The 23,893-nt window shown below is 62.5% G+C and carries 26 protein-coding genes and 1 tRNA gene; 18 read left to right on the top strand and 9 right to left on the bottom strand.

Going from position 1 to position 23,893, the window contains the following annotated elements; all coding sequences use genetic code 11:
* Window positions 1–136: 136 nt before the first annotated feature.
* From FJ967_RS25095 to FJ967_RS25070, 6 genes are all read left to right on the top strand, one after another.
* Window positions 137–358, top strand: coding sequence for a twin-arginine translocase TatA/TatE family subunit (locus FJ967_RS25095; protein WP_015317533.1), 222 nt, complete (start codon window positions 137–139; stop codon window positions 356–358).
* A 29-nt stretch (window positions 359–387) separates the two neighbouring features.
* The gene (gene tatB / locus FJ967_RS25090; protein ID WP_140734827.1) at window positions 388–1,161 is read left to right on the top strand and encodes a Sec-independent protein translocase protein TatB; all 774 of its coding nucleotides are present in this window, start codon (window positions 388–390) and stop codon (window positions 1,159–1,161) included.
* Window positions 1,158–2,033, top strand: a complete 876-nt coding sequence (tatC, locus tag FJ967_RS25085) for a twin-arginine translocase subunit TatC (protein WP_140734825.1) — start codon at window positions 1,158–1,160, stop codon at window positions 2,031–2,033. The genes tatB and tatC overlap by 4 nt, the downstream gene beginning before the upstream one ends.
* A gap of 105 nt (window positions 2,034–2,138) precedes the next feature.
* Entirely contained in the window at window positions 2,139–3,443 is a 1,305-nt protein-coding gene (serS, locus tag FJ967_RS25080) for a serine--tRNA ligase (protein WP_140734823.1), read from the top strand.
* On the top strand, window positions 3,443–4,201 hold the full coding sequence (gene surE, locus FJ967_RS25075) for a 5'/3'-nucleotidase SurE (RefSeq protein ID WP_140734821.1): 759 nt from the start codon (window positions 3,443–3,445) through the stop codon (window positions 4,199–4,201). The genes serS and surE overlap by 1 nt, the downstream gene beginning before the upstream one ends.
* A gap of 13 nt (window positions 4,202–4,214) precedes the next feature.
* Window positions 4,215–4,874: a protein-L-isoaspartate(D-aspartate) O-methyltransferase gene (locus tag FJ967_RS25070; RefSeq protein WP_140734819.1), complete on the top strand. Its 660-nt coding sequence runs from the start codon at window positions 4,215–4,217 to the stop codon at window positions 4,872–4,874.
* A gap of 26 nt (window positions 4,875–4,900) precedes the next feature.
* Here the strand turns inward: FJ967_RS25070 and FJ967_RS25065 are convergent, their stop codons facing one another.
* Window positions 4,901–5,620, bottom strand: coding sequence for an outer membrane beta-barrel protein (locus FJ967_RS25065; RefSeq protein ID WP_140734817.1), 720 nt, complete (start codon window positions 5,618–5,620; stop codon window positions 4,901–4,903).
* A 285-nt stretch (window positions 5,621–5,905) separates the two neighbouring features.
* On the opposite strand from FJ967_RS25065, the gene FJ967_RS25060 reads away from it, so the two are divergent.
* Window positions 5,906–7,432 carry a peptidoglycan DD-metalloendopeptidase family protein gene (locus tag FJ967_RS25060; RefSeq protein WP_140734815.1) on the top strand — a complete coding sequence of 509 codons (1,527 nt, stop codon included), beginning with the start codon at window positions 5,906–5,908 and terminating at the stop codon, window positions 7,430–7,432.
* A gap of 103 nt (window positions 7,433–7,535) precedes the next feature.
* Here FJ967_RS25060 and FJ967_RS25055 read toward each other — a convergent pair whose 3' ends face one another.
* On the bottom strand, window positions 7,536–8,426 hold the full coding sequence (locus FJ967_RS25055) for an NAD-dependent epimerase/dehydratase family protein (RefSeq protein WP_140734813.1): 891 nt from the start codon (window positions 8,424–8,426) through the stop codon (window positions 7,536–7,538).
* A 113-nt stretch (window positions 8,427–8,539) separates the two neighbouring features.
* On the opposite strand from FJ967_RS25055, the gene FJ967_RS25050 reads away from it, so the two are divergent.
* The gene (locus FJ967_RS25050) at window positions 8,540–9,361 is read left to right on the top strand and encodes an AraC family transcriptional regulator (protein WP_140734811.1); all 822 of its coding nucleotides are present in this window, start codon (window positions 8,540–8,542) and stop codon (window positions 9,359–9,361) included.
* Window positions 9,362–9,399: 38 nt separating this feature from the next.
* On the opposite strand, the gene FJ967_RS25045 is transcribed toward FJ967_RS25050, so the two are convergent.
* The gene (locus FJ967_RS25045; RefSeq protein ID WP_140734809.1) at window positions 9,400–10,275 is read right to left on the bottom strand and encodes an ATP-binding protein; all 876 of its coding nucleotides are present in this window, start codon (window positions 10,273–10,275) and stop codon (window positions 9,400–9,402) included.
* 292 nt (window positions 10,276–10,567) lie between these two features.
* Here FJ967_RS25045 and yajC point away from each other — a divergent pair, with 292 nt between their 5' ends.
* The 6 genes from yajC to FJ967_RS25015 all read left to right on the top strand — a co-directional run bounded on the left by yajC (window position 10,568) and on the right by FJ967_RS25015 (window position 16,231).
* Window positions 10,568–10,906 carry a preprotein translocase subunit YajC gene (yajC, locus tag FJ967_RS25040; protein WP_008876289.1) on the top strand — a complete coding sequence of 113 codons (339 nt, stop codon included), beginning with the start codon at window positions 10,568–10,570 and terminating at the stop codon, window positions 10,904–10,906.
* Window positions 10,907–10,957: 51 nt separating this feature from the next.
* Window positions 10,958–13,507: a protein translocase subunit SecDF gene (secDF, locus tag FJ967_RS25035; protein WP_140734807.1), complete on the top strand. Its 2,550-nt coding sequence runs from the start codon at window positions 10,958–10,960 to the stop codon at window positions 13,505–13,507.
* 26 nt (window positions 13,508–13,533) lie between these two features.
* Complete coding sequence (locus tag FJ967_RS25030; RefSeq protein WP_140734805.1) at window positions 13,534–13,929, top strand: Mth938-like domain-containing protein; 396 nt, start codon at window positions 13,534–13,536, stop codon at window positions 13,927–13,929.
* Between the two features lies 1 nt (window position 13,930).
* A complete protein-coding gene (locus FJ967_RS25025; RefSeq protein ID WP_181176137.1) occupies window positions 13,931–14,773 on the top strand; it encodes a phytoene/squalene synthase family protein in 843 nt (280 codons plus the stop codon).
* A gap of 85 nt (window positions 14,774–14,858) precedes the next feature.
* Window positions 14,859–15,281, top strand: coding sequence for a hypothetical protein (locus tag FJ967_RS25020; protein ID WP_246675377.1), 423 nt, complete (start codon window positions 14,859–14,861; stop codon window positions 15,279–15,281).
* On the top strand, window positions 15,281–16,231 hold the full coding sequence (locus FJ967_RS25015; RefSeq protein WP_181176136.1) for a sterol desaturase family protein: 951 nt from the start codon (window positions 15,281–15,283) through the stop codon (window positions 16,229–16,231). Before FJ967_RS25020 ends, FJ967_RS25015 begins: the two co-directional genes overlap by 1 nt.
* A 5-nt stretch (window positions 16,232–16,236) precedes the next feature.
* On the opposite strand, the gene FJ967_RS34100 is transcribed toward FJ967_RS25015, so the two are convergent.
* From FJ967_RS34100 to FJ967_RS24990, 5 genes are all read right to left on the bottom strand, one after another.
* Window positions 16,237–16,428, bottom strand: coding sequence for a type II toxin-antitoxin system RelE/ParE family toxin (locus FJ967_RS34100; protein WP_348643111.1), 192 nt, complete (start codon window positions 16,426–16,428; stop codon window positions 16,237–16,239).
* 111 nt (window positions 16,429–16,539) lie between these two features.
* The gene (locus FJ967_RS25005; protein ID WP_140734799.1) at window positions 16,540–16,842 is read right to left on the bottom strand and encodes a type II toxin-antitoxin system ParD family antitoxin; all 303 of its coding nucleotides are present in this window, start codon (window positions 16,840–16,842) and stop codon (window positions 16,540–16,542) included.
* Between the two features lie 76 nt (window positions 16,843–16,918).
* On the bottom strand, window positions 16,919–18,331 hold the full coding sequence (gene trmFO, locus FJ967_RS25000; protein ID WP_140734797.1) for a methylenetetrahydrofolate--tRNA-(uracil(54)-C(5))-methyltransferase (FADH(2)-oxidizing) TrmFO: 1,413 nt from the start codon (window positions 18,329–18,331) through the stop codon (window positions 16,919–16,921).
* A gap of 566 nt (window positions 18,332–18,897) precedes the next feature.
* Window positions 18,898–19,038, bottom strand: coding sequence for a DUF1127 domain-containing protein (locus FJ967_RS24995; RefSeq protein WP_065005581.1), 141 nt, complete (start codon window positions 19,036–19,038; stop codon window positions 18,898–18,900).
* A 48-nt stretch (window positions 19,039–19,086) separates the two neighbouring features.
* Entirely contained in the window at window positions 19,087–19,227 is a 141-nt protein-coding gene (locus tag FJ967_RS24990; RefSeq protein ID WP_013531315.1) for a DUF1127 domain-containing protein, read from the bottom strand.
* Window positions 19,228–19,460: 233 nt separating this feature from the next.
* Here FJ967_RS24990 and FJ967_RS24985 point away from each other — a divergent pair, with 233 nt between their 5' ends.
* Both FJ967_RS24985 and FJ967_RS24980 read left to right on the top strand, forming a co-directional pair.
* On the top strand, window positions 19,461–20,579 hold the full coding sequence (locus FJ967_RS24985) for a DUF2157 domain-containing protein (protein WP_140734795.1): 1,119 nt from the start codon (window positions 19,461–19,463) through the stop codon (window positions 20,577–20,579).
* A complete protein-coding gene (locus FJ967_RS24980; protein ID WP_140734793.1) occupies window positions 20,576–21,160 on the top strand; it encodes a GDYXXLXY domain-containing protein in 585 nt (194 codons plus the stop codon). Before FJ967_RS24985 ends, FJ967_RS24980 begins: the two co-directional genes overlap by 4 nt.
* A gap of 99 nt (window positions 21,161–21,259) precedes the next feature.
* Here FJ967_RS24980 and FJ967_RS24975 read toward each other — a convergent pair.
* A tRNA-Leu gene (locus FJ967_RS24975) sits at window positions 21,260–21,344 on the bottom strand.
* A 361-nt stretch (window positions 21,345–21,705) separates the two neighbouring features.
* On the opposite strand from FJ967_RS24975, the gene tig reads away from it, so the two are divergent.
* A complete protein-coding gene (gene tig / locus FJ967_RS24970) occupies window positions 21,706–23,187 on the top strand; it encodes a trigger factor (RefSeq protein WP_140734791.1) in 1,482 nt (493 codons plus the stop codon).
* A 176-nt stretch (window positions 23,188–23,363) separates the two neighbouring features.
* A complete protein-coding gene (locus tag FJ967_RS24965) occupies window positions 23,364–23,864 on the top strand; it encodes a hypothetical protein (RefSeq protein ID WP_181176135.1) in 501 nt (166 codons plus the stop codon).
* Window positions 23,865–23,893: the final 29 nt, after the last annotated feature.

Raw genomic sequence — 23,893 nt, 5'->3', positions numbered from 1 at the left:
CGTTTGGTAGCGGGCAGCATCGCCGAAAATGCGTGACATCCGACACCCTTTCATAAACTCTGTCGCGGTTGTGTTTGAATCCCAACGCGAAAACGCATAGATCATCGCCAGGGAAAACATTCGAGAGAGATTTGCTATGGGTTCATTTTCGATTTGGCACTGGATGATCGTGCTGGTCATCGTGCTTCTGGTGTTCGGCCGCGGCAAGATCCCCGAGCTGATGGGCGACATGGCCAAGGGCATCAAGAGCTTCAAGAAGGGCATGGCCGACGACGACGTTGCCGACGACAAGCGCACCGTCGAGCACCGTGCCGACGAGACCGTTTCGGCCGCGAAGGAAAAGGCCAGCAAGAGCTGAGCTAGAAGTTCTAGTCGGAACAGATTGTCATGTTTGAAGTCGGCTGGACCGAAATGCTGGTGATCGCGATCGTCATGATCGTGGTCGTCGGGCCGAAGGATTTGCCCAACATGCTGCGCACTTTCGGCCGCACGACGGCGAAGCTGCGGGCGATGGCCGCGGACTTCCAGAAACAGTTCAACGAGGCTTTGAAGGAAGCCGAGCTCGACGACGTCAAGAAGTCGGTCGACGAGCTCAGAGGCTTGAGCCCGGTCGCCGAGATCAAGAAGCAGCTCAATCCGTTCGAACAGGCGGCGGCGGATGTGCGCGCCGGTGTCGACGCGGCGATGAAGCCGAAGCCGGCCGCCGATCCGGCAGCGCCAGCGGCTTCGACGCCGCAAGCAGCAGAGCCGCTGAAGAACGGCGCGACTGAAATGCCCGGTGTCAAAGGGCCGGAGGCCACGACATCGGCCCCGACTTTTCCGGCAATGACCGATGAATCGGTGGTGGCGGCCACCACGGAACCTGCCATGGCGCCGAAGGTCGCCGCGGCCCGGAAAGCCGCCAAGCCGGCGCCAGCAGCAAAAGCGCCGTCCAAGGCATCTTCCAAGGCCGTGACGGCAAAAGCCGCACCCGCGGCGACGGCAAAAGCCGGACCCGCAGTGACGGCAAAAGCCGCACCCGCAAAGGCGCCGACAAAGGCAACGACAGCGGCTATGCCCGTGACGAAGCCTGCCGCTGCCAAGGCGTCAGCGAAAACTGAACCGAAACCTGCTGTGGCCAAGAAGCCGGCAGCCAAAAAGACGGCTGGAGCCGCCAAGTGAGCGTTTCGGACAAGGAAAAGGACGAGATCGAGAAATCGTCGGCACCGCTGATCGAGCATCTCATCGAGTTGCGCCGCCGGCTGATCTGGTCGCTCGGCGGCTTCTTCGTGGCCTTTCTGGTGTGCTTCTTCTTCGCCAAGAAGCTGTTCAACCTCTTGGTCGTGCCGTTCAAATGGGCGACGAAGTGGGCTGGACTTGATCCGCACAAGGTCGAGCTGATCTACACCGCGCCGCAGGAATTCTTCTTCACGCAGGTGAAGCTCGCCATGTTCGGCGGCATGGTCATCGCGTTCCCGCTGATTGCCACGCAGATTTATAAATTCATTGCTCCGGGCCTCTACAAGAACGAACGCAATGCCTTCCTGCCATTCCTGATCGCGTCGCCGATCCTGTTCCTGATGGGCGCCTCGCTGGTCTATTTCTTCTTCACGCCGATGGTGATGTGGTTCTTCCTCGCCATGCAGCAGTCAGGCACGGACGAGCAGGTGCAGATTTCGCTCCTGCCGAAAGTGTCGGAATATCTCAGCCTGATCATGACGCTGATCTTCTCTTTCGGCCTGGTGTTCCAGCTGCCGGTGGTGACCAGCCTGATGACGCGCGTCGGCATGCTGTCGTCCAAGGCGCTGGCCGAGAAGCGCAAATGGGCGATCGTCATCGCCTTCGTCGTCGCCGCGGTGCTGACGCCGCCTGATCCGATGAGCCAGATCGGCTTGGCCATACCGACCATCCTGCTCTACGAGGTCGCCATCTGGTCGGCCCGCCTGATCGAGCGCAGCCAGGAGCGCGAGCGCCTGGCGCGCGAGAAACAGGAGGCCGAAGAGACCGCCGCGGACAAGACACCGGACGAGCCCCCGGCGCCAGCTGCCTCATAAGACACCTGGCGGCGGCGGAAAACGACAACCGCCGCCCAGCCTCATCTTGCATCGATGAAAGATGCGGTTTACGCCCTCAAACCTTAGCTTGAGGACGGATAGACCATGCTTGACATCAAATGGATTCGCGACAACCCGAAGGCCCTTGTCGAGGCGCTGGTCAAGCGCTCGTGGCCATCGGAGGAGGCGCAGTCCACGGTCGATGATCTGATCAGCCGCGACGAGGCGCGGCGCGAGCACGTCACCGAGCTGCAGACCAAGCAGGAGCGCCGCAACGCCGCCTCCAAGGAGATCGGTAACGCCATGCGTTCGGGCGATGCGGCATTGGCCGAAAAGCTCAAGGCCGAAGTCGGCGAGATCAAGACCTTCATCCAGAACGGCGAGGCGCGCGAGCGCGAGTTGGACAAGGCGCTGAACGATGCGCTGGCGGTGCTGCCCAATGTGCCGTTCGACGACGTACCGGTCGGCAAGGACGAGCACGACAATGTCGTCAAGCACATCGTCGGCAAGGCGCCGACGCGGCCGAACTGGGTGAAGGAGCATTTCGAAATCGGCGAAGCGCTCGGCATGATGGATTTCGAGCGCGCGGCGAAGCTGTCGGGTTCGCGCTTCACCGTGCTCAAGGGCGGCCTGGCGCGGCTGGAACGCGCGATCGGCCAGTTCATGCTCGATCTGCACACGACCGAGCACGGCTATGAGGAAGTAATCCCACCGCTGATGGTGCGCGACGAGGTGCTGTTCGGCACCAACCAGCTGCCGAAGTTCGAGGAGGATCTGTTCTTCACGCCGCACGGCGAGGGCAGGCTCGGGCTGATCCCCACCGCCGAGGTGCCGCTCACCAACCTGGTGCGCGAGGAGATATCAGCGCATGAAAAACTGCCGCTGCGCTACACCGCGCTGACGCCATGCTTCCGTTCTGAGGCAGGCTCTGCCGGCCGTGATACGCGCGGCATGCTGCGCCAGCATCAATTCTACAAGGTCGAGCTGGTGTCGATCACCGACCAGGAGTCCTCGCTCGCCGAGCATGAGCGGATGACGCAATGCGCCGAGGAAGTGCTGAAGCGGCTGGAACTGCCGTTCCGGACCATGGTGCTGTGTACCGGCGACATGGGTTTTGGCGCACGCAAGACCTACGACATCGAGGTCTGGCTGCCCGGCCAGAACGCGTATCGCGAAATCTCGTCTTGCTCGGTCTGTGGCGATTTCCAGGCCAGGCGCATGGACGCCCGCTACAAGGACAGGGACGGCAAGGGCAACCGCTTCGTCCATACGCTGAATGGTTCGGGCACCGCCGTTGGCCGCGCTCTCATTGCCGTCATCGAAAACTACCAGAATGAGGATGGCAGCGTAACGATTCCTGAAGTGCTGCGGCCTTACATGGGCGGTCTGGAAAAGATCGAATCGAAATAATGCGCATCCTTCTGACCAATGACGACGGCATTCATGCCGAGGGCCTGGCGGCGCTCGAACGCGTCGCGCGCACGCTGTCCGACGATGTCTGGGTGGTGGCGCCGGAGCAGGACCAGTCGGGCTACGCGCATTCGCTGTCGATCTCGGAGCCGCTGCGCCTGAGGAAAATCGGCGAGAAGCATTTCGCCGTGCGCGGCACGCCGACCGATTGCGTCATCATGGGCGTGAAGAAAATCCTGCCCGGCGCGCCCGACCTCATCCTGTCGGGCATCAACTCCGGCGCCAACATTGCCGATGACGTAACCTATTCGGGCACAGTCGCCGGCGCGATGGAGGGCGCGCTGCTCGGCATCCGCTCGATCGCACTCAGCCAGGGCTACAGCTATGTCGGGGAGGACCGGATCGTCCCCTACGAGACAACGGAAGCGCTGGCGCCGGCGCTGCTGAAGAAGCTCGTCGCGACGCCGCTTCCCGACGGTGTGCTGCTCAACGTCAATTTCCCCAACTGCCTTCCCGAGGAGGTCGCCGGCACTGTGGTGACCACGCAAGGCAAGCTGGTTCACAGCCTGTGGGTCGACGAGCGCCGCGACGGGCGCGGCCTGCCTTACTACTGGCTGCGCTTCGGCCGCGAGCCGGTCGAAGGCAAGCAGGGAACCGACCTCCATGCGCTGCGCAACCGGCTGGTGTCGGTTACGCCGCTGCAGCTTGACCTTACCGCGCATGAGATCCGTGACCAGTTGAGCAAGGCGTTGTCATAAACAAGGTTTTGGCATGAACCAGGGTTTCCCCATCGATGACCGCGAAGGATTTGCCGCGTTCCTGCTGCGCCTGCGCGGCAGGGGAACGGTGCCGAAGGCGCTGATCGCGGCTTTCGAGGCGACGCCGCGGCGTGGCTTCCTGGCAGCGCAATTCCACCAGATCGCCTGGTCGGATCGCATGCTGCCGATCGAATGCGGCGAAGCCATCGAAGGGGCCGACATGCAGGCCGCGGTGATCGCCGCCCTTGCCATCGAAGAGGGGAACCGCGTGCTCGAGATCGGCACCGGTTCCGGCTACACCTCGGCTGTCATGTCGCGGCTGGCGGCTCGGGTGGTCACCATCGACCGCTACAAGACGCTGGTCGAGCAAGCCAGGCAGCGTTTCGAAGCGCTCGGCATCGGCAACGCCATCGTGCGGCAGGCCGATGGTTCCAACGGATTGCCCAATGAGGGGCCGTTCGACCGTATCGTCGCCTGGGCGGCCTTCGACAGTCTGCCGCGCTTCCTGCTCGACCAGTTGTCGAGTGGCGGTATCGTCATTGCGCCGATCGGGCCGGAGGAGGGCGAGCAGGTGCTGGCCAAGCTCACCAAGGTCGGCAGCCGATTCGAACGCGAGGATATCGGCATGGTGCGGTTGCAGCCGATCCTGCGCAGTCTTGCGGCCGTCATCTGATATCAGGCCGCAGTCTTCGATATTCTTCAGCCGCCAAAGCGGTAGTTGAGGCGCAAGCCGACCAGATCGACGCTCTGGCTGATGCTGTCCGTGCCGAACGCGAATCCACCGATACCGACCGGCGTGAAAGTAACGTCCTTGTCGGGCATGAACAGGTGGTCGTATTCGATCCCCAGCGACCAATTCGGGGCGAAGCCATATTCGAGGCCGGCGCCCAGGACGGCGCCCCAGCGGGTTTGATCGTCCGCATCGCCGGCGAGCGTGTCGGGCGAAGGCGTGCTGACGACGTCGAAATGGTTGCCGGTGACGGCCACGCCGCCCTTGGCGTAGACGAGGGCATTGCTGAAGCTGTAACCGATCTGGCCAGTCAACAATCCATACCAGTCGACATGGGAACGATTTGTGAAGGCAGGGAAAATGTCGGACTGGTTCGAGCCCTTCAGGTCAGCCCAGTTGCCTTGCGCTTCCACACCGAAGACCCAATCGTTGCGCTGCCAGCGATAGCCGATCTGGGCGCCGGCTGTTGCGCCGGTGGCGTTGTGACAGCCCTCGTCAAAGGTCAGGCCGGGGAACGGCGTCGTGTCCCAGCAGGAATGGCCCGATCCCCAGCCGCCATTGGCGCCGATATAGAGGCCGCTCCAGTCGTAGCTGGCGGCAACCGGGGTCGTGACAAGATCGGCGGCGAATCCATGCGTGGCCGTACCCAAGGCAATTGCAGCCGTCACGGCGAGCAGAACGTGTTTCATCGGCGCCTCCCAAGCTGCCTTGACGCTACCCGATCCTAGCCTCGAAGTACTGTTACCCCATCGCAACAGTCGGAACTATTTCAGGAATTCTGCAGGATATGACAACCCTCCTTGAACGTAAGACCGGGTGAACGACGGCGCTGCCCTGCGATCGGCCTCCGCTCCAAGGTCACCTACAAAATGTTTTAAGAAAATTTTCGTCGGATTCTAATGGGTTAACCGGCCAGTAACATTAACGCGCTTTAATCCTGCCCAGTTGGTGCAGAGTTTGTGCGGGTTAGTGCGATGCAACTCAGTGTTTTGAAGGCAAATGGTCGCAATCTGGCGCGGGGCTGCGCTGTCTTGATGATTGCAGGTGCGGCGGCCGGGTGCAGTTCCCAGGCTTCGCGGTTCAACAGCGTCGATGACGTGTTCACTTCCTCGACCAACAATCAGCGCACCATCATCAACAAGCAGGATGCCGTGCAGCCTTATCCGGGCGATGTCTCGGCCGCTCCGCTCGACGGCAGCCACACGCAATCGGTGAGCCGCTCCAGCCTCGAGCCGGTTTCGAGCCGGCCGTTGCCGCCGCCGGTTTCCGCGCAGGCGCAGCCGGCTCCGGCACCAGCCGCCAACCCGGTGCGTGTCGCATCGGCACCCGCTTTGGTGCGTCCGGCGCCGCATGTCGACAGGACGACGACCGGCACTGTCGCCCCGGCGGCCAAGCCTTTCAAGGAAGCGCAGCCGGACCAGCCGAGGATGGCCCAGGCAGGCACGCCGCACGCGACCGAAATCGTCGTCAGGGACGGCGAAACCATTTCCGGCCTGGCGGCCCACTACAAGGTGCCGGCCGACGTCATCATGAAAGTGAACGGGCTGAGCCCGACCAAGGGGCTGAAGACCGGTCAGAAGATCGTCATTCCGGCCTACGCCTATTCGAGCAAGGCCGAGCCGAAGGTTGCCGACGCCAAGCCGGTGAAGGACGGCAAGCACGATCTGCCGGCCACCGCGCCGGACAAGGTCGCCGTGCTGCCGCAGCAGCCCAAGTTGAAGGAGGGCAAGTCCGCTGCCCAGGTCGATGCGTCGGCCGCGGCAAGCCAGCCCAAGGAACCCAAGCCGGCACAGGTGGCCAAGACCGCCGGCGGCGCCGGCACCTATACGGTCCAGTCGGGCGACACGATGTCCTCGATTGCCAGGAAGACCGGCGTCGGCGTCGTTGCGCTGAAGCAGGCCAACGGCATGAAGGACGGCATATTGAAGATCGGCCAGACCCTGAAGGTGCCGGCCGGCGGAACGGCGACGGTCGCCAGCGCCAAGCCGGTCAAGGTCGATCCGGTGACCACGGCAACCACGCAGGCCCCGGCAAAAGCCACACCCTCGGAAACGCTGGCCTCCTACACGCCGCCGAAGAAGGACGCCAAGGTCATTCAGCAGGCCGAGGATGAAGATGCGGTGGCGCCGGACGCAACCGGCATCGGCAAGATGCGCTGGCCGGTGCGCGGCCGGGTGATCTCCGGTTTCGGATCCGGCAAGGACGGCGTCGACATCGCCGTGCCCACCGGCACGCCGGTCAAGGCGGCCGAGAACGGCGTCGTCATCTACGCCGGCGACGGCTTGAAGGAATTCGGCAACACGGTGCTGGTGCGCCACGAGAACGGTCTCGTCACTGTCTATGGCCACGCCAGCTCGATCGAAGTGCAGCGCGGCCAGAAGGTCAAGCGCGGCCAGGAGATCGCTCTGTCGGGCATGAGCGGCACAACGGACTCACCGAAGCTGCACTTCGAAGTGCGCAAGAATTCGGCTCCGGTCGATCCGTCGGGCTATCTCGAATAGAAGAAAAAAAGCGACATGCGGGCCGTCTGACCTCCAGTCCAGCCCGCCGGCTCAGCCCGCTCCGCAAGGAGCGGGCTTTTTCAGTTCATCAAAGGCTGCCGCGTCAGAGATGATCGCGCAACGTGTCGGCGATCATCTCCTCCAGGCTGCTGGCCTTGACGCCGAGGAGCGTCTCGGCGTCGGAAGAATCGACCAGCAAGGGCCTCTCGAAAAGATAACTCATCTCGATGAGCTCATGCATGCCCAAGGCCTCCATCTCGGCCGTGGAATAGGAGCGTATCTCGGAGACCTCGCGCCGAAGCATCGCGGCGGCCTTCCAGATGAGCTGGCGGGGCGAGGCGTATTGCGAGGGAACGTGAAACGCTCGCCCCCATTCGCCTGTGTAACGGGAAGCCGCCACCAGTGTCCTGGCGACGTCCTTGGTGAAGGCCCAAGCATGCGCCGCGTCGAGGTTTCCAATGAACGCCGTTGGCTTGCCCTCGATGATGGAGGGCAGCGCGACCAGTGAAAAATAGCTGATCGCGCCCTGTCCGAGATAGTCGCTGGACCGCACCTCGATCGCCGGTACATCGGCACGCAAAGCCCGTTGCCACATGATCGTCCTGGCGGTTCCTTTCCTGGAGGTCGGATCCAGGGGAAGACCGGAGCGAAGCGGGCTATCGGCATTTTCCCCATAGCCGTACAGATTTCCGAGCACGATGAGCTTTGCTCCGACGGTTTCGGCCGCGCGCACGGTGCCATCGACGATCGGGAAGAAATCGGTCGGCCACCTGTGATAGGCGGCCATGGCACACATGAAGATCGCATCGGCGCCGCGGCACACGCGCGAGAGCTCCGACGCGTCAGTGGCGTCGGCCTGTACGGCCCGTACGTTGCGCAATGCATTCGAGCCGACACTCCGGCTCGTCAACACCACGTCATGGCCATCCTCGCCAAGGAGGCGGGCGGTCTCACGCCCGACCGGACCTGCTCCGACAACAACAAAGGAACTCATATCGTAACCTCTCTTTCAAGCCTGTTGGAGAGGTGCAGATAGCGGTCGGCGGCATTGAAAATCGCGCGGGAATTGCCAAATCTTGAACAGGTTTCGCCATGAATCGAGAGAGCATGCGTTCGCAATTCGCCCCGGATCGACAATCATACGAGGTAGCGCTGGCTGCCCGGCATGTCGAAGCCGGCGTCCATCGCCTGTCGCGGGCGCCGCACCATCGCATCATGGTGCATGCAAGCGCGGCGACACGCTCCTATTGCGCTACGGTGGGACGATATTTCGTGAGGCGTGCCGGCGATATCGACCTGGTGCCAGCGGGTCAGGAGGGCGGCTTCGAGGCCGAGACCGCCTTCGACACGATGGAGATCGCGTTGCAGCCGGCCTTGATGGAGAGGGTGGCGTCGGAGCTTGGCGGCAAGGCGCAAGCAGCGCGGCTCGACACGCGTCACCTGCTTCGTGACCAGCGCATCGAACATCTCGCCCGAGCGCTCGAGAGCGAACTGAACGCAGCGGCGCCGAGCGACCCATTGTTTGCCGACAGCATCGGCGCCGCACTGGCGGTGAGGCTGCTTGGCCTCGGTGAGCCCGATGTCGAACGCACGAACCGTTTGTCGGACAATCAGCTCAAGCGCGTGCTGGAGTACATTGAAGCCGCTCTCCATGAGCCGCTTTCCATCGATCGACTAAGCCGTGTTGCCGGCGCGAGCAACTCGCATTTGCGGACATGGTTCAAGCTGGCGACCGGTGTCACGCTGCACCGCTATGTGCTGCGGCGGCGCGTCGAACGTGCCCGGCTTCTGCTGCAGCGAGGCAATCTCAGCATAAGCGAAGTGGCTGAATTGACCGGCTTCGCGCATCAGTCGCATCTGGCGCACTGGATGCGCCGCGAGATCGGCCAAACGCCGGGCGACCTGCGGCGGATTCAGCCACCCAAATGATGAAGCGTCGGATCGCGCCAGCGACGCGATCCAATGCTTCAGTCGTTCAGCGGCTTGCCGAGCCGGCCGGCCAGGTCCTGCGTGAATTGCCAGGCGACACGGCCGGAGCGGCTGCCGCGCGTCGTTGCCCATTCCAGCGCTTCCGCCCGCAACTGCTCCTGGTCGATGTCGAGGCCATGATGACTGGCATAGCCGTTGATCATGTCGAGATATTCGTCCTGCGAACATTTGTGGAAGCCGAGCCAGAGGCCGAAACGGTCCGACAGCGAGACCTTTTCCTCGACCGCTTCGGACGGATTGATGGCGGTCGAGCGCTCATTGTCGATCATGTCGCGCGGCAACAGATGGCGGCGGTTCGACGTGGCGTAGAAGATGACATTGGCCGGGCGGCCCTCGACGCCGCCTTCGAGCGCCGCCTTCAGCGACTTGTAGGACGTGTCGTCATGATCGAAGGAAAGGTCGTCGCAGAACAGGATGACGCGGAAGGGGGCAGCCTTCAGCAAGCCCATCAGCTTTGGCAGCGTGTCGATGTCCTCGCGATGGATCTCGATGAGCTTCAGCGGCAAGTCCGATTTGGCCCTGGCGTTGATCTGTGCGTGCACGGCCTTGACCAGCGACGATTTGCCCATGCCACGAGCGCCCCACAACAGAACGTTGTTGGCGGCGAAGCCGGCGGCGAAACGCTCGGTGTTGTCGACGAGGATGTCGCGGACGCGGTCGACGCCGCGGATCAGGCCGATATCGACGCGGTTGACCTTGCGCACCGGTTCCAGATAGCCCGGATCGGCCTGCCAGACGAAGCAATCGGCCACGTTGAGGTCGGTTTCAGGCACCGGCGGTGGCGCAAGGCGGCCTACGGCCTCGATCAGGCGGTCGAGTTTCTGGTTCAGGGCGTCGATGGTGCTGTCGGTCATTTCAGGTCTTTGGGTCCGTTTTCTTGGGCGGGCAGGGTGGGGCCGTTCGATTTCGCAAGGTTCGAAACCGCCTCCAACCTTTTGTTCGAGCGTGATCTTTTCGCAAAACCGGCTCGCGCTTTCGGCGATGATGCTCTAACACGGCTAAACAGGCCGGAAAAGCAGCCGATTTGCCGGGCGGCGCAGTTGCATTGACAACTTTACCGACTATATTCCGGCCAAATTTCACGAGGCCGCCAAATTTCACTGCATTCGGTTTGGCGGCCGTTTTTCAAAATTCAGGAGTACCTCGATGTTCGTGACACCGGCATACGCCCAAGGCGTTGGCGCCTCGCCCGACATGTTCATCAGCATTTTGCCGTTTGTCCTGATTTTCGTGATCATGTATTTTCTGATCATCCGCCCGCAGCGCACGCAGCTCAAGAAGCGCGGCGAGATGCTGGCGGCGGTTCGTCGCGGCGACACGGTCGTCACCGGCGGCGGCTTCGTCGGCAAGGTGACGAAGGTGATCGACGACAACGAACTCGAAATCGACCTCGGCGGCGGCACCAAGGTGACGGCGCTGCGCTCGACGATCGCCGATGTGCGCGTCAAGGGCGAACCGGTCGCCAACCAGAACGCCAAGAAATAATCCAATTCCAGGCGGAGCGATCCGCGGATACGCTCTGACGGACGACGCCATATGCTTTACTTCTCGCGCTTCAAGATGATCCTGATCTGGCTGGCCGTGGCCGCCACAGTGGTCCTGGCCGCGCCCAATCTCATTCCCGCCAGCACGTTGGCACAGCTTCCGAGCTGGGTGCCGAAGCGGCAGATGACGCTCGGTCTCGACCTGCAGGGCGGCTCGCACATCCTGCTCGAGATGAACCAGAACGATCTGATCAAGGATCGGCTGGAGACGACCCGCGATGAAATCCGCACGCTGCTGCGCGATGCCAAGATCGGCTATACGGGTCTCGGCGGCACGGGGCGGACCTTGCAGGTTCGCATCACCGATCCGGCACAACTGGATGCGGCCAAGGCAGCCTTGAAGACCTTGACCGATCCTGTCGCGGCCGGCCTGTTCACCGGCGGATCCATCCAGGAAATGGCTCTGGACGATTCCGAGCCGGGTCTGCTCAAGTTCACCGTCACCGACGCCGGCATCAAATACCGTACGTCGACCGCCTTGGCGCAGTCGATCGAAGTGGTGGAGCGCCGCGTCAACGAACTCGGCACGACCGAACCGATCGTGCAGCGGCAAGGCGACGACCGCATCCTCGTCCAGGTGCCTGGCCTTCAGGACCCGCAGCGGCTGAAGGAAATCCTCGGCCAGACCGCGAAGCTGACCTTCCAGATGGTCGACCAGTCGATGCCGGTGCAGGACGCGCTCAAGGGGCGCCCGCCCGCCGGTTCTTCCGTGCTCTATTCGCAGGACGATCCGCCGGTTCCCTACCTGATCGAGAACCGCGTCATCGTATCGGGCGAAAATCTCGTCGACGCGCAGGCGACATACAATTCGCAGAACAACGAGCCGGTGGTTTCGTTCCGCTTCGATTCGAAGGGAGCAGCCCGCTTCGGCCAGGCGACGTCGCAGAATGTCGGCAAGCTGTTTGCCATCATCCTCGACAACCAGGTGATCTCGGCACCGCAGATTCGCGAGCCGATTCTCGGCGGCACCGGCCAGATATCAGGCAATTTCACCGCACAGAGCGCGAACGATCTCGCAGTGCTCCTTCGTGCCGGCGCGCTGCCGGCGACGCTGACGGTCATCGAGGAACGCACCGTCGGGCCGGGCCTTGGCCAGGATTCGATTCACGCCGGCAAAGTCGCCGGCATCATCGGCTCGATCCTCGTCGTCGCCTTCATGTTCGTCGCTTACGGTTTCCTCGGCTTCCTCGCCAACATCGCGCTGGCGGTGCACGTTGCGATGATCGTCGCGCTGCTGTCCCTGCTTGGGGCGACACTGACCTTACCCGGTATCGCCGGTATCGTGCTCACCATCGGCATGGCGGTCGATTCCAACGTGCTGATCTACGAACGTATCCGCGAGGAGCGACGAAACGGGCGATCCGTGATCCAGGCGATCGATACGGGCTTCACCAAGGCGCTGGCGACGATCGTCGACTCAAACGTCACGTCGCTGATCGCCACTGTCGTTCTGTTCTATCTCGGCAGCGGACCGATCAAGGGCTTCGCCATCACTTTCGCCATCGGCATTCTGACCACGGTGTTCACCGCGTTCACCTTTACGCGCCTGCTGGTGTCGATGTGGCTGCGCCGCGCCCGCCCGAAGGAACTGCCGAGGGCACCTGTCACCATCATTCCGCCCGGCACGAAAATTCCGTTCATGGGCATAAGGCGCTGGACGTTCGCCTTGTCGAGCATCCTGTCGGTCCTGTCGGTCGTGCTGTTCATGACGGTCGACATCAACTACGGCATCGATTTCAAGGGCGGCTCGCTGATCGAGGTGCAGTCCAAGAGCGGCGACGCCAATCTCGGCGATATCCGCAAGCGATTGACCGAGCTCAACATCGGCGAAGTGCAGGTGCAGCAGTTCGGCGCGCCCAACGACGTGTTGATCCGGGTCGGCTCGCAAGATGCGGGCGAGAACGCCGAGCAGACCGTGATCGACAAAGTTCGCGGCGAACTGCAGGATCAGTATGATTTCCGCCGCGTCGAAGTCGTCGGCCCGACCGTCTCGGGTGAGTTGGCCAAGCAAGGCACGATCGCCATGCTGGTCGCGCTGGTCGGCATTCTGATCTATGTCTGGTTCCGCTTCGAATGGCAGTTCGCGGTCGGCGCCATCGTTGCGACGGTGCATGACGTGGTCATGACGCTTGGCTTCTTCGTCATCACCGGGCTTGAATTCAACCAGTCGTCACTGGCGGCAATCCTGACCATCATCGGCTATTCGCTGAACGATACGATCGTGGTCTATGACCGCGTCCGCGAGGATCTGCGAAAATACAAGCGAATGCCGTTGCCGCAGCTGCTGAACAACGCCATCAACGAGACGCTTTCGAGAACAACGCTCACCTCGGTGACCACGGCCCTGGCCCTGCTGGCGCTGGTGCTGTTCGGCGGCGAAGTCATCCGCTCCTTCACCATGGCCATGCTGTTCGGCGTCGTCTTCGGCACCTATTCGTCGATCTTCATCGCCGCACCGCTGCTCATCCTGTTCAAGCTGCGGCCACAGGCCACGGCTGACGAGGAGAAGCCGGTCGGCGGCGGCAAGGCGGTCGCGACCTGACGCGCGGCCCCGAAGGGGTGACTAAGTTGGCGACCGGCAAAGGCATCGTCATCCGCGAGGCGCATTTTCCGGGCCGCGCGCCGATCGAGGCTTACGGCAATGGCGGGTTCCGCTTTGCCGACATGTCGCATCGCGGCTCGCTGCTCTGCCTGCCTTCCGGCATTCATGGCTGGGAGCCGGCGGAGCCGCTTGATCTGACGGTGGCCGATTTCGACAAGCTGCTGGCCGAGGCGGACAAGGTCGAGATCCTGCTGGTCGGCATGGGCAAGGATCTCCGGCCGTTGCCGCCGGCGCTGCGGGCGGCGCTGAAGGAGGCAGGCATCGCGTCCGACCCGATGTCCACCGGGGCAGCCGTTCGGACCTACAATGTGCTTCTGGCGGAAGACCGCGCCGTCGCCGCCGCGCTCATCGCCGTCGATTGACATGTCGGGGAATGCAGAAATCGTCATGGATGCGGTGCGGGCCGCCGACCATGACCGGTATCTGACGGCGCTCTACGCGCCGGCCGACAAGCGCGCCGCGCTGTTTTCGCTCTATGCCTTCAATGCCGAGATCGCAGGCATTCGCGACCGCATCCACGAGCCGTTGCCCGGTGAGGTGCGGCTGCAATGGTGGCGCGATGTCATTGCCGCCGGCGGCGAGGCGGGTGCGGGTCATCCTGTTGCCGAAGCCCTGAACGCCACCATCGCGACATCCAGGCTGCCGAAACTGGCCTTCGAGAACATGCTCGAGGCACGCATCTTCGATCTCTACGACGATCCCATGCCGTCGCGCACCGATCTCGAAGGCTATTGCGGGGAGACTGCGGCCGCGCTGATCCAGCTTGCGGCGATGGTGCTCGATCCGGTCGAGGCTCCACGTTTCGCCGAGCTTGCGGGAAGGGCGGGTTGCGCTCAGGCGATTACGGGCCTTTTGCTGCTGCTGCCACTGCACCGCCGGCGCGGGCAATGTTTCGTGCCGGCCGACATATTGGCCGCGGCGGGGTCGTCGCCGGAAGAGTTTGTCGCCGGCGATGGCGGGGCCGGGGCAGAACGTGTGGTGGCGGCGATGATCGCGCTGGCGCGCGAGCATCTCACGGTCTTCACGCGAGGAGCTGCTGCGCTGCCGGCATCGCTGCGCCCGGCGTTTTTGCCGCTGGCGATGTCACGGGCTTATCTGGCGAAGATCGAAAAGGGTGCCCCGCTTCGTGACACCCCCCGGCTCTCGGCGTTGCGACGTCACTGGTTGACGCTGCGTCGCGCGACGCAGGGCTGGCCGGCACTTTGACGTAAACGTCAACCATGTTAAGCATTCAATCGGAACCGTTGCTTGAGACAACGGGCCGAGGAGATGCCTGTCCATGAGCTTGCCCGTGCTGGTCGCGATCGTCGTGCTTGGCATCGCGCTGTCGGTCGCCGCGGTGCATTTCACCGGGGGCAGCCGCAAGGCAAGGCTCGCCGACGCGCAACAGGCGCGCGAACGTTTTGCGCAGGATTATCCTGATGAAGACGCAACGGCCGTCCGGCTTACATCCGACGGTCAGGCCGCTTTCCTGGAGTTGGGGAGAGGGCGTCTCGGCATCGTTCAGGCCATAGGCGATTGTTTCCTGACCCGTGTCGTCACATCTGGTGATGTCGCGGCGCTGACCTTGGAGACAGCCACCGCCATCACTTTGCGGATTGGCGATTTCACCTGGAAGGGCGGCCGATTCACCTTCACCGACGCTGCCGATACAAGGGCGGTGCTGGACGCGCTTCAGGCCCGACCGCAGAATTCCGCCAAAGAGGCCGCCTGATGGACAACTACAATTTCCCGCAAGTCACCCAATTGGCCATTCCGTTCTTCGTCGCTGCGATCCTGATCGAGCTCTGGCTGGTGTGCACCGGCCGCGCCAAGGGCTCGTTCGAGACGCGCGATACGTTGACCAGCCTGATGATGGGCACCGGCAATGTCGTCGCAGGGTTGCTGCTGGGCGTCGTGTCCTATTGGGCGCTGCTGTGGCTGTGGCAGTTCCGCGTCTTCAATCTGGGCCTGTCGGTCTGGGTGTTCCTGGCCGCCTTCCTGCTCGATGATTTGCGCTACTATGTCTATCATCGCATCGCGCACCGGGTGCGCTGGGTGTGGGCCGAACATGTCAATCACCATTCCAGCCAGCACTACAATCTGTCGACGGCGCTCCGGCAGAGCTGGACCGGGCTGTTCACCTTCATGTTCGTGCTGCAGGCGCCGCTGGTGCTGCTGGGCTTCCACCCGGCGGTGATCGCCTTCGTCTTCGGTTTCAACCTGGTCTGGCAGTTCTGGATTCACACCGAGACCATCGGCAAGATGTGGGGCTGGTTCGAATTCATCTTCAACACCCCTTCGCACCACCGCGTCCACCACGCCACCAATCCGCGCTATCTCGACGCCAACTATGCCGGCACGCTGATCATCTGGGACCGCATGTTCGGCACCTTCGTCGCGGAGCTTGAGGAAGATCGGCCACGCTACGGCATCGTCAAAAATCTCGGCACCTTCAATCCGCTGAAAGTGGCTTTTCACGAGTGGATCGGCATGTTCAAGGATGCCTTCGCGCTGGGGCTGACGCCCGGCGAGCGCCTGAACTACCTGATCAAGCCGCCCGGCTGGAGCCATGACGGCTCGCGCGATACGTCCGAGACGCTGAAGGCAGCCTATGTCAGGCGCAATCCGGGTGAGGCGGGCAAGCCCGGGTTGCCGATGGCGGGGGCTGAGCCGGCTGAGTAGTTCTGCTATGACGGCTCGCTCGATCCGCCATCGCGCATCATCGTCTCAAAGTCTCGGCCGCCATAGAAGATTTTGACGATGCGCACGAGATCATTGTCGACGACATAGGCGATAATGGCCGAATGCTCGAATGGAACGGTTCGCAACCCTGGCATGATGTCGTCGCGGGAACGGCCACCGCGAGGCGCATTGCCGATGCCCTGGCAGCGCTCTTCGAGTCGATCGACGAATGGATGGCGACGCGCTCGCTTCCGCTCTGGTCGAAGGTGTAGCTGGTAATCGAGTCCAGATCCGCGATCGCTTCTTCGCTAAGAGTGACGGCGAGACGCTGGATCATCGCTCTCTCTCGCCATCTCCGAAATCCGCTTTCTTACTTTTTCGATCGCTTCACCCAATGGAACGTCCGGCCGCTTGTTCTCAATAGACCTCTTCACGCGCGCCCGCATGGCGGCCATCCGCTCTGCGTGTTCATCCTCCTCGCGCTGGAAGGCGCGAAGGGCTGCCCGAATGACCTCACTGGCCGAGCCGAACGAGCCATCCTCGACCTTCGCTCGGATCATCCGCGCCATGGCTGGCGTCACGGTGATGGACAGTTTCTCGGCGGATTCCATGGGCCGACTCCTTTGGGCATAGAAGTAGGATACCATACCACTCTATGCCCAAATCCAACCAAGACGCGGCGACCGTCTACTCCGCCGCTTCCGCCGTCTCTGCCGGCAATCCCAGCCACTGCCGGCAATCGGCGCGCGCCCTTGACGTGATCGCATGGCGCTTGGCTACGGTCTTGTCCTTGCCGCGCAGGCGCTTTCCTTCGACTTTCTGCGCTTCGACCGGTGGGAACAGGCCGAAATTGACGTTCATCGGCTGGAAAGAGCGCTTGCCCGGCTCGTCGTCGGAAACGATATGGCCGCCGGTGATGTGGTTGAGCAGCGCGCCAAAAGCGGTGGTGAGCGGCGGCAGGGACGGTGCGTGGCCCAGCCGCTCGGCCGCGGCGAAGCGGCCGGCGAGCAGGCCGATGGCGGCACTTTCCACATAACCCTCGCAGCCGGTGATCTGGCCGGCAAAACGCAGGCCGGGCCTCGACTTCAGCTGCAGCGATGGATCGAGCAAGGTCGGCGAATTGATGTAGGTGTTGCGGTGCAGGCCGCCCAGCCGCGCAAAATCGGCGTTTTTCAGTCCGGGGATGGTGCGGAAGACGCGCACCTGCTCGGCGTGCTTCAGCTTGGTCTGGAAGCCGACCATGTTGTAGAGCGTACCCAGCGCATTGTCCTGGCGCAGCTGGACGACGGCATAGGCCTTAACCGTTGGATTATGCGCATTGGTCAGGCCCATCGGCTTCATCGGCCCGTAGCGCAGCGTCTCGACACCGCGCTCGGCCATCACTTCGATCGGCAGGCAGCCGTCGAAATAGGGCGTGCCTTCCCATTGCTTGAATTCGGTCTTCTGGCCATCGACCAGCGCCTGGACAAAGGCGAAGTACTGGTCCTTGTCCATGGGGCAGTTGATGTAGTCCTTGCCGGTCCCGCCAGGGCCGACCTTGTCGTAGCGCGACTGGAACCAGGCCGTGTTCATGTCGATCGTGTCGAAATGGATGATCGGCGCGATGGCATCGAAGAAGGCCAGCGCATCCGCCCCGGTCGCTTCGGCGATCGATTGGGCGAGCGAGGGCGCGGTCAGCGGCCCGGTGGCGATGATCGCCTGGTCCCAATCCGCCGGCGGCAGGCCGGGCACTTCCTCGCGCTGGATTGATATCAGCGGATGCGCCTCGAGCTTTTTTGTCACCGCGTCGGAAAAACCATCGCGGTCGACAGCGAGCGCGCCCCCGGCCGGCACCTGGTTGGCGTCGCCGGCGCTCATGATCAACGACCCGGCGAGCCGCATTTCGGCGTGCAAGAGGCCAACGGCGTTGTTTTCGGCGTCGTCGGAGCGGAAGGAATTGGAGCAGACCAGTTCGGCCAACCCATCGGTCTTGTGGGCATCGGTGCCGCGAACAGGGCGCATTTCATGCAGGATCACGGGAATGCCGGCCTGCGCCGCCTGCCATGCGGCTTCGGAACCGGCAAGGCCGCCGCCGATAATGTGGATTGGATTGCTGCTCATGGCGCCGGAATAATCGCTTGCCGTCGCGATTGCAATTGTCGGGCGCCGGCACGGCGAACGGCTGCTTGCGAAAGCCTGCCCCTGAAAACAACAACACCCGCCGGGGGAGGAGGTCCGGCGGGTGTCGTTTTGGGGGTCGACCCTCGGGAGGAGGTGAAGGCCGACCGTATTCGTCATCGCCGGGGAGGAGGTCGGCTCAGACGAAATTCTCTTCGCCGGTTAGAGAGGGGCGAAACCTCTGGGGCAAAATTCGTTTTGCCCCCTTGGGGAAACAACGCCCGCCGCGGGAGGAGGTGCGGCGGGCGCCGTTTGGGTGGCCGACCCTCGGGAGGAGGTGAAGGTCGGGCCTATTCGTCATCGCCGGGGAGGAGGTCGGCTCAGACGAAATTCTTTTCGCCGGATAGAGAGGGGCGAAACCTCTGGGGCAGATGCCCCGGGGGAACAACGCCCGCCGCGGGAGGAGGTGCGGTGGGCGCCGTTTTGGTGGTCAACCCTTGGGAGGAGGATAAGGGCTGACCGTCTTCGCTGGTCTCGGGGAGGAGGTCGATCCCAGCGAAATTCCTTGATTAGATCGCCTTGCGGGCGATGATCTTGATTTCGTCGCGGACGATACCGAGATCATGCAGCTGGCGGTTCGAAAGGCGACCCAGCTCGGTAACCGTCTCGCGATAGACGCGCCAGTTACGATAGTTGCGGATCAGGTTCATTGTCATGCTCATTTCAAAACTGGTTCGGACCATTCGCGGTCCGAAGGATTAGACCGCCTTGCGAGCGACGTAGGGAATGTCGCTGCGGCTGATGCCGAGGTCGGTCAGTTCACGGTTGCTCAGGCGGCTCAGCTCGGAAACGGTGTCCCGGTAGCGGCGCCAGTTGCGGTAGTTGCGGATCAGGTTCATGGTAGTTCTCGTTTCGTCTTTCTTGCGGATCATTCCGTTTGTGTACGAACCATAAATAGGGGGACCCATATCGATTTAAAAGCGCTATGGCTGCATGGCAGCAATGCAAATTGTGCAATGCAACATTAACGCGGCTTCACGGACCTGACATAAAGAAGCCAGAATCAGAAAGTGCCGTGACGTCAACGGTTTGGCTGCCTCGGCTAAAAAGACGACCAGGTGGGGAGAGGGACATGGCGGGCTACTCGACGCGGGTCAGGGCCGACATCGAGCGATGGCAACAGGCGGGGCTGATCGAGGCTTCGACGGCCGACGCGCTGAGGCGCGATGTCGAGGTCAACACACGCCAGTCGCTCAGCTTCGGTTCGATCCTCGCAATGATGGCGGCCCTGCTCTTTGGAGCCGCCATCCTGATCTTCGTCGCCGCCAATTGGGAGGCGATTCCGCGGCTGGCGCGGGTGGCCGCGCTGTTTGCGGTCATTCTCGGCGGCTATGTCGGCGGCGCGGTGCTGAAGACACGCGATCATGCGGCAATCGGCGAAGCCCTGTGGATCGTGGCGGCCGCCGCGTTCGGTGGTTCGATCGCGCTGATCGGCCAGATGTATCATTTGTCGGGCGACGAGGCGTCGGCGCTGGTCACCTGGGGCACGGGTACGGCGTTGGCGGCGGTGGCGTTGCGCTCCAACCCTTTGACCGTGGCAGCGGTCGGCATCGCCGATGCCTGGCTGTTCCTGAAGGGCTTCGACTATTACAACCGCAGCAACTTTCCACATCTCTTCGTCGTCATGGCGATCGTGCTATTCGCCATATCGTTCTGGACCCGCAGCCAGCCGGCACGGCACCTGGTCGTTATCTCCGTGCTTTTCTATCTGGTGCTGTTGGCCGGGAATCACGCGACGCTGCCGGTCGCGATCCCCCTGGTCATTGTCTCTATCGTGCTTTTTGCGGCTTCCGTGTTCGCGCCAGAGCCAGTCGACAAGATCGTGCAGCTTGGCGGCCGCCTGCCGTTGCACGCATTGCTCGGTTTTCTCACCGGCCTGGCCATCATCCAGTTCGAACTGGCCGACGAAAGTACCTACAACAGCGGTTTCACCCTTGCCTCGGTCGTGGCATTGGCCGGCATCGTCGCGGCAATCGTGCTCGCCGGCCGCGAGAGCCGTGGGCTGCGCTGGCTTGCCTATCTCGGCTTCGCCTTCGAACTCGCCACGATCTATGTGGTGACGTTGCAATCCATGCTCGACACGGCCGGTTTCTTCCTGGCCGCGGCAGTGCTGCTCGGCATTCTGGCAATCGTCATCATCCGCGTCGAAAAACGCATGAAGGATCCAGTCAGCGGAGGAGCCACGGCATGATGACCGGGAAAAGGCTTGTCATTTCGGCGCTGGTGCTGGCGATCGTCCAGATCGGCTTCCTGAGCTGGATCATCGCCGGCCGCGCGGCGATCTTGCGTAGCGGCAAGGAAGTGCTGTTGAAGATCGAACCCATCGATCCGCGCGACCTGTTACGCGGCGACTATATCATCCTCGGCTATGACATCTCGCGCATTCCGGTGAAGATGATCGCCAACGTTCCAGCCGACAAATTCTCCAGCGACGACACCTCGATCGTGGTTCGCCTGAAGAAGGGTGCCGATGGTTATTGGGTCCCGACAACCGCCTGGTTCGGCAAGGCGCCGACGCCGGCCGGTGCCGACGAGGCCGATATCTCGGGCCATGTCGCCGCGGGGTGGGATCTGCGAAGCGAGGGAATGACGATCGCGCCGGACTACGGCATCGAACGTTTCTACCTGCCGGAAGGCCAGGGCATTGCAATCCAGGACGACATGCGGGTGCGCCCGTTCGGGATCAAGCTGGCGCTCTCCGCCGACGGCACCGCACAGATCAAGGCGCTGATGGACGGCGACAAGACACTGTTCGAGGAACCGCTCTATTAGGGTGTGGTAAGGAGGATTTCCTTCGCCGGCGCGTAGGAGGAGACCTTCGGCTGCCGGCGCCTCGGGTGGCCTGCCATCCGCAGCTCGAAGAGCGAAGGATGGTGCGGATGAAGGGACTCGAACCCCCACGCCTTTCGGCACTGGAACCTAAATCCAGGGCGTCTACCAGTTCCGCCACATCCGCATGTCCCGGCAATCCCATGTAGCCATCATTCTGTCAATGTCACGGACAAGAAGTCGGTTTGGAGCCGAAATGTTGGTTATTCGCCTAAACGCGAAGATGGTTGAAAATTAGGCTCGCCTGTGACAAAAGGCGTGTCGAATGTGACGGGACGCGACGATCCGCTTCTGCAGAATGTGATAAGAAGTAGGAAAAACAAGAACTTATTCACATCTTGGAACGCAGTTTGGAAGAGTTTGAGCCGTATTTGCGGTCAAATCGCCAGGTTCCGTACCAAAAGCCATTTCCGGCAAGATTATACCGGCAGGCTGTGAACGGCAGGGAGCCGTTTGGCAGCCTCATTGGTGAAAACAAAGGTTTTACGATGCAGGTCACCGAAACACTCAATTCCGGTCTCAAGCGCGAGATCAAGATCACCGTGCCGGCCGGTGACATGGAAGCCAAGCTGATGGCACGGCTGTCGGACGCACGCGACAAGGTTCGCATCAACGGCTTCCGTCCGGGCAAGGTGCCGGTGCAGCACCTGCGCAAGGTCTACGGCAAGTCGTTCATGGCCGAAGTGGTCAACGAGATCCTCAACGACTCGACCCGTTCCATCATCACCGGGCGCGGCGAGAAGGCGGCCATGCAGCCCGAAGTCATCATGACCGAGGACGAGAAGGAAGCCGAGAAGATCCTGGCCGGCGGCGCCGATTTCGAGTTCCGCCTCAACTATGAGGTCATCCCGGCGATCGAGATCAAGGATTTTTCCGACATCAAGGTGACGCGCCAGGTGTTCGACGTTCCGGATTCGGAAATCGACGATCAGGTCAAGCGCGTTGCCGAATCGGCGCGCAGCTACGAGCCCAAGACCGGCAAGGCCGCCGAGGGCGACCGCGTCTCCATCGACTATGTCGGCAAGATCGACGGCGAGGCTTTCGCCGGCGGCGCCGGCAACGACCAGCCGCTGGTGCTGGGCTCGAAGGAGTTCATTCCCGGCTTCGAGGACCAGCTGGTCGGCACCAAGGCCGGTGACGAGAAGCAGGTCACCGTGACCTTCCCGGAAAACTACCAGGCGGCGCATCTTGCCGGCAAGGAAGCGACCTTCGACGTCACCGTCAAGGAGGTGTCGAAGCCCGGCGAACTGGAAATCAACGACGAGACGGCCAAGAACCTCGGCCTGGAGTCGCTGGACAAGCTGCGTGAGATCGTGCGCGGCCAGATCGAGAATCAGTTCGGCTCGATGACGCGCCAGAAGGTCAAGCGCCAGCTGCTCGACCAGCTCGACGCGGCCTATTCGTTCGAAGCGCCCTCGAAGCTCGTCGAAGCGGAATTCAACAACATCTGGGCGCAGGTCAACCGCGACCTGGAAGCCGCCGGCCGCACCTTCGCCGACGAAGAGACGACCGAAGAAGAGGCGCGCGCCGAGTATCTGCGCCTTGCCGAGCGCCGCGTGCGCCTCGGCCTGGTGCTGGCAGAGATCGGCGAGAAGGCCGGGGTCACGGTGTCCGACGAGGAACTGCAGCGCGGCCTGTTCGAGCAGGTCCGCCGTTTCCCGGCCAACCAGCAGCAGGAAGCCTTCGAATTCTACCGCAGCAACCCCGAGGCGCTGAACGCGCTGAGGGCGCCGATGTTCGAGGAGAAGGTGGTCGACCACCTGCTCGGCCAGATTTCGGTCACCGACGTCAAGGTCAGCAAGGAAGAGCTGATGGCCGATGACGAGGAGGCCGAAACCACGACCAAGGCGAAGCCGGCCAAGAAGGCCGCCTCGAAGAAGGCCGAAGCCAAGGCAAGCGACGCCGACGACGCGGAAGAGCCGAAGAAGAAGGCCGCGCCGAAGAAGAAAGCTGCCAAGGACGCCGAATAAGTCCGCGTACTCCGACGAATTTCGAAAGGCCGCCTCCGGGCGGCCTTTTTCGTTGCGAAACTGCAACATCGGATTCGGCTCGTGATGGTGCCGGTGGCGATACGAAGCCTGGATCATTATCTGGTTGGTTGAAGACCCGGAAATAATTGGAGACGTCGTTGGGGGTGTTCGCGGAAATGAGGCGCGCTGGTGCCTCGATGCTTGTCCTTGCCTTGGCCTGCGGCACCGCCGAGGCCGGCACGGACAATTGGCGTTTCGACAGCGGCAATGATGGTCTCGTCACCGCGTCGGTCTATGCCACCAACAAGCTGATCACCGGCGGCGGTGCGCTGAGCTACAGTCCGGTACTGACCATTGCCTGCCGGGCCGATGGCGATCCGGCCTGGACCGAATGGCTGCAGTTGAACGACGCGGTCTCCGCCAGCCGAAAAATCACCGTGTCGGTCGCCATCGACGGCGACAGCAAATTCGACGAGAGCTGGTCCGTCGGCACACGCGGCAGGGTGCTGATGCGCGACGGCGCCGACGGCATCAAGCGCCTGGTTCCGGCTAACCGCCTGCTGCTGTCGTGGCGCTTCGGACTGTTGTCCGGGCGCGGCCAGGCCGATTTCGACTTGGCGGGGTTCAGCGAGGCGGTCAACCAGATTGCCGGCAACTGCAAAACCGATCCGCCCTGATTTCGAAAAGCCTCTGCTTCAGCTCGGCT

The organism is Mesorhizobium sp. B2-3-4, assembly GCF_006442315.1.
GTDB lineage: Bacteria > Pseudomonadota > Alphaproteobacteria > Rhizobiales > Rhizobiaceae > Mesorhizobium.
The sequence above is the reverse complement of the archived record's forward strand: the minus strand, read 5'-3'. Positions and strand labels throughout refer to the sequence as shown.

Coding starts and splice junctions, on each gene's coding strand:
- FJ967_RS25095 (WP_015317533.1), top strand. CDS start 137: ATGGGTTCATTTTCGATTTGGCACTGGATGATCGTGCTGGTCATCGTG.
- tatB (WP_140734827.1), top strand. CDS start 388: ATGTTTGAAGTCGGCTGGACCGAAATGCTGGTGATCGCGATCGTCATG.
- serS (WP_140734823.1), top strand. CDS start 2,139: ATGCTTGACATCAAATGGATTCGCGACAACCCGAAGGCCCTTGTCGAG.
- surE (WP_140734821.1), top strand. CDS start 3,443: ATGCGCATCCTTCTGACCAATGACGACGGCATTCATGCCGAGGGCCTG.
- FJ967_RS25070 (WP_140734819.1), top strand. CDS start 4,215: ATGAACCAGGGTTTCCCCATCGATGACCGCGAAGGATTTGCCGCGTTC.
- FJ967_RS25065 (WP_140734817.1), bottom strand. CDS start 5,620: ATGAAACACGTTCTGCTCGCCGTGACGGCTGCAATTGCCTTGGGTACG.
- FJ967_RS25060 (WP_140734815.1), top strand. CDS start 5,906: ATGCAACTCAGTGTTTTGAAGGCAAATGGTCGCAATCTGGCGCGGGGC.
- FJ967_RS25055 (WP_140734813.1), bottom strand. CDS start 8,426: ATGAGTTCCTTTGTTGTTGTCGGAGCAGGTCCGGTCGGGCGTGAGACC.
- FJ967_RS25050 (WP_140734811.1), top strand. CDS start 8,540: ATGCGTTCGCAATTCGCCCCGGATCGACAATCATACGAGGTAGCGCTG.
- FJ967_RS25045 (WP_140734809.1), bottom strand. CDS start 10,275: ATGACCGACAGCACCATCGACGCCCTGAACCAGAAACTCGACCGCCTG.
- yajC (WP_008876289.1), top strand. CDS start 10,568: ATGTTCGTGACACCGGCATACGCCCAAGGCGTTGGCGCCTCGCCCGAC.
- secDF (WP_140734807.1), top strand. CDS start 10,958: ATGCTTTACTTCTCGCGCTTCAAGATGATCCTGATCTGGCTGGCCGTG.
- FJ967_RS25025 (WP_181176137.1), top strand. CDS start 13,931: ATGTCGGGGAATGCAGAAATCGTCATGGATGCGGTGCGGGCCGCCGAC.
- FJ967_RS25015 (WP_181176136.1), top strand. CDS start 15,281: ATGGACAACTACAATTTCCCGCAAGTCACCCAATTGGCCATTCCGTTC.
- FJ967_RS25005 (WP_140734799.1), bottom strand. CDS start 16,842: ATGGAATCCGCCGAGAAACTGTCCATCACCGTGACGCCAGCCATGGCG.
- trmFO (WP_140734797.1), bottom strand. CDS start 18,331: ATGAGCAGCAATCCAATCCACATTATCGGCGGCGGCCTTGCCGGTTCC.
- FJ967_RS24995 (WP_065005581.1), bottom strand. CDS start 19,038: ATGAACCTGATCCGCAACTATCGTAACTGGCGCGTCTATCGCGAGACG.
- FJ967_RS24990 (WP_013531315.1), bottom strand. CDS start 19,227: ATGAACCTGATCCGCAACTACCGCAACTGGCGCCGCTACCGGGACACC.
- FJ967_RS24985 (WP_140734795.1), top strand. CDS start 19,461: ATGGCGGGCTACTCGACGCGGGTCAGGGCCGACATCGAGCGATGGCAA.
- FJ967_RS24980 (WP_140734793.1), top strand. CDS start 20,576: ATGATGACCGGGAAAAGGCTTGTCATTTCGGCGCTGGTGCTGGCGATC.
- tig (WP_140734791.1), top strand. CDS start 21,706: ATGCAGGTCACCGAAACACTCAATTCCGGTCTCAAGCGCGAGATCAAG.
- FJ967_RS24965 (WP_181176135.1), top strand. CDS start 23,364: ATGAGGCGCGCTGGTGCCTCGATGCTTGTCCTTGCCTTGGCCTGCGGC.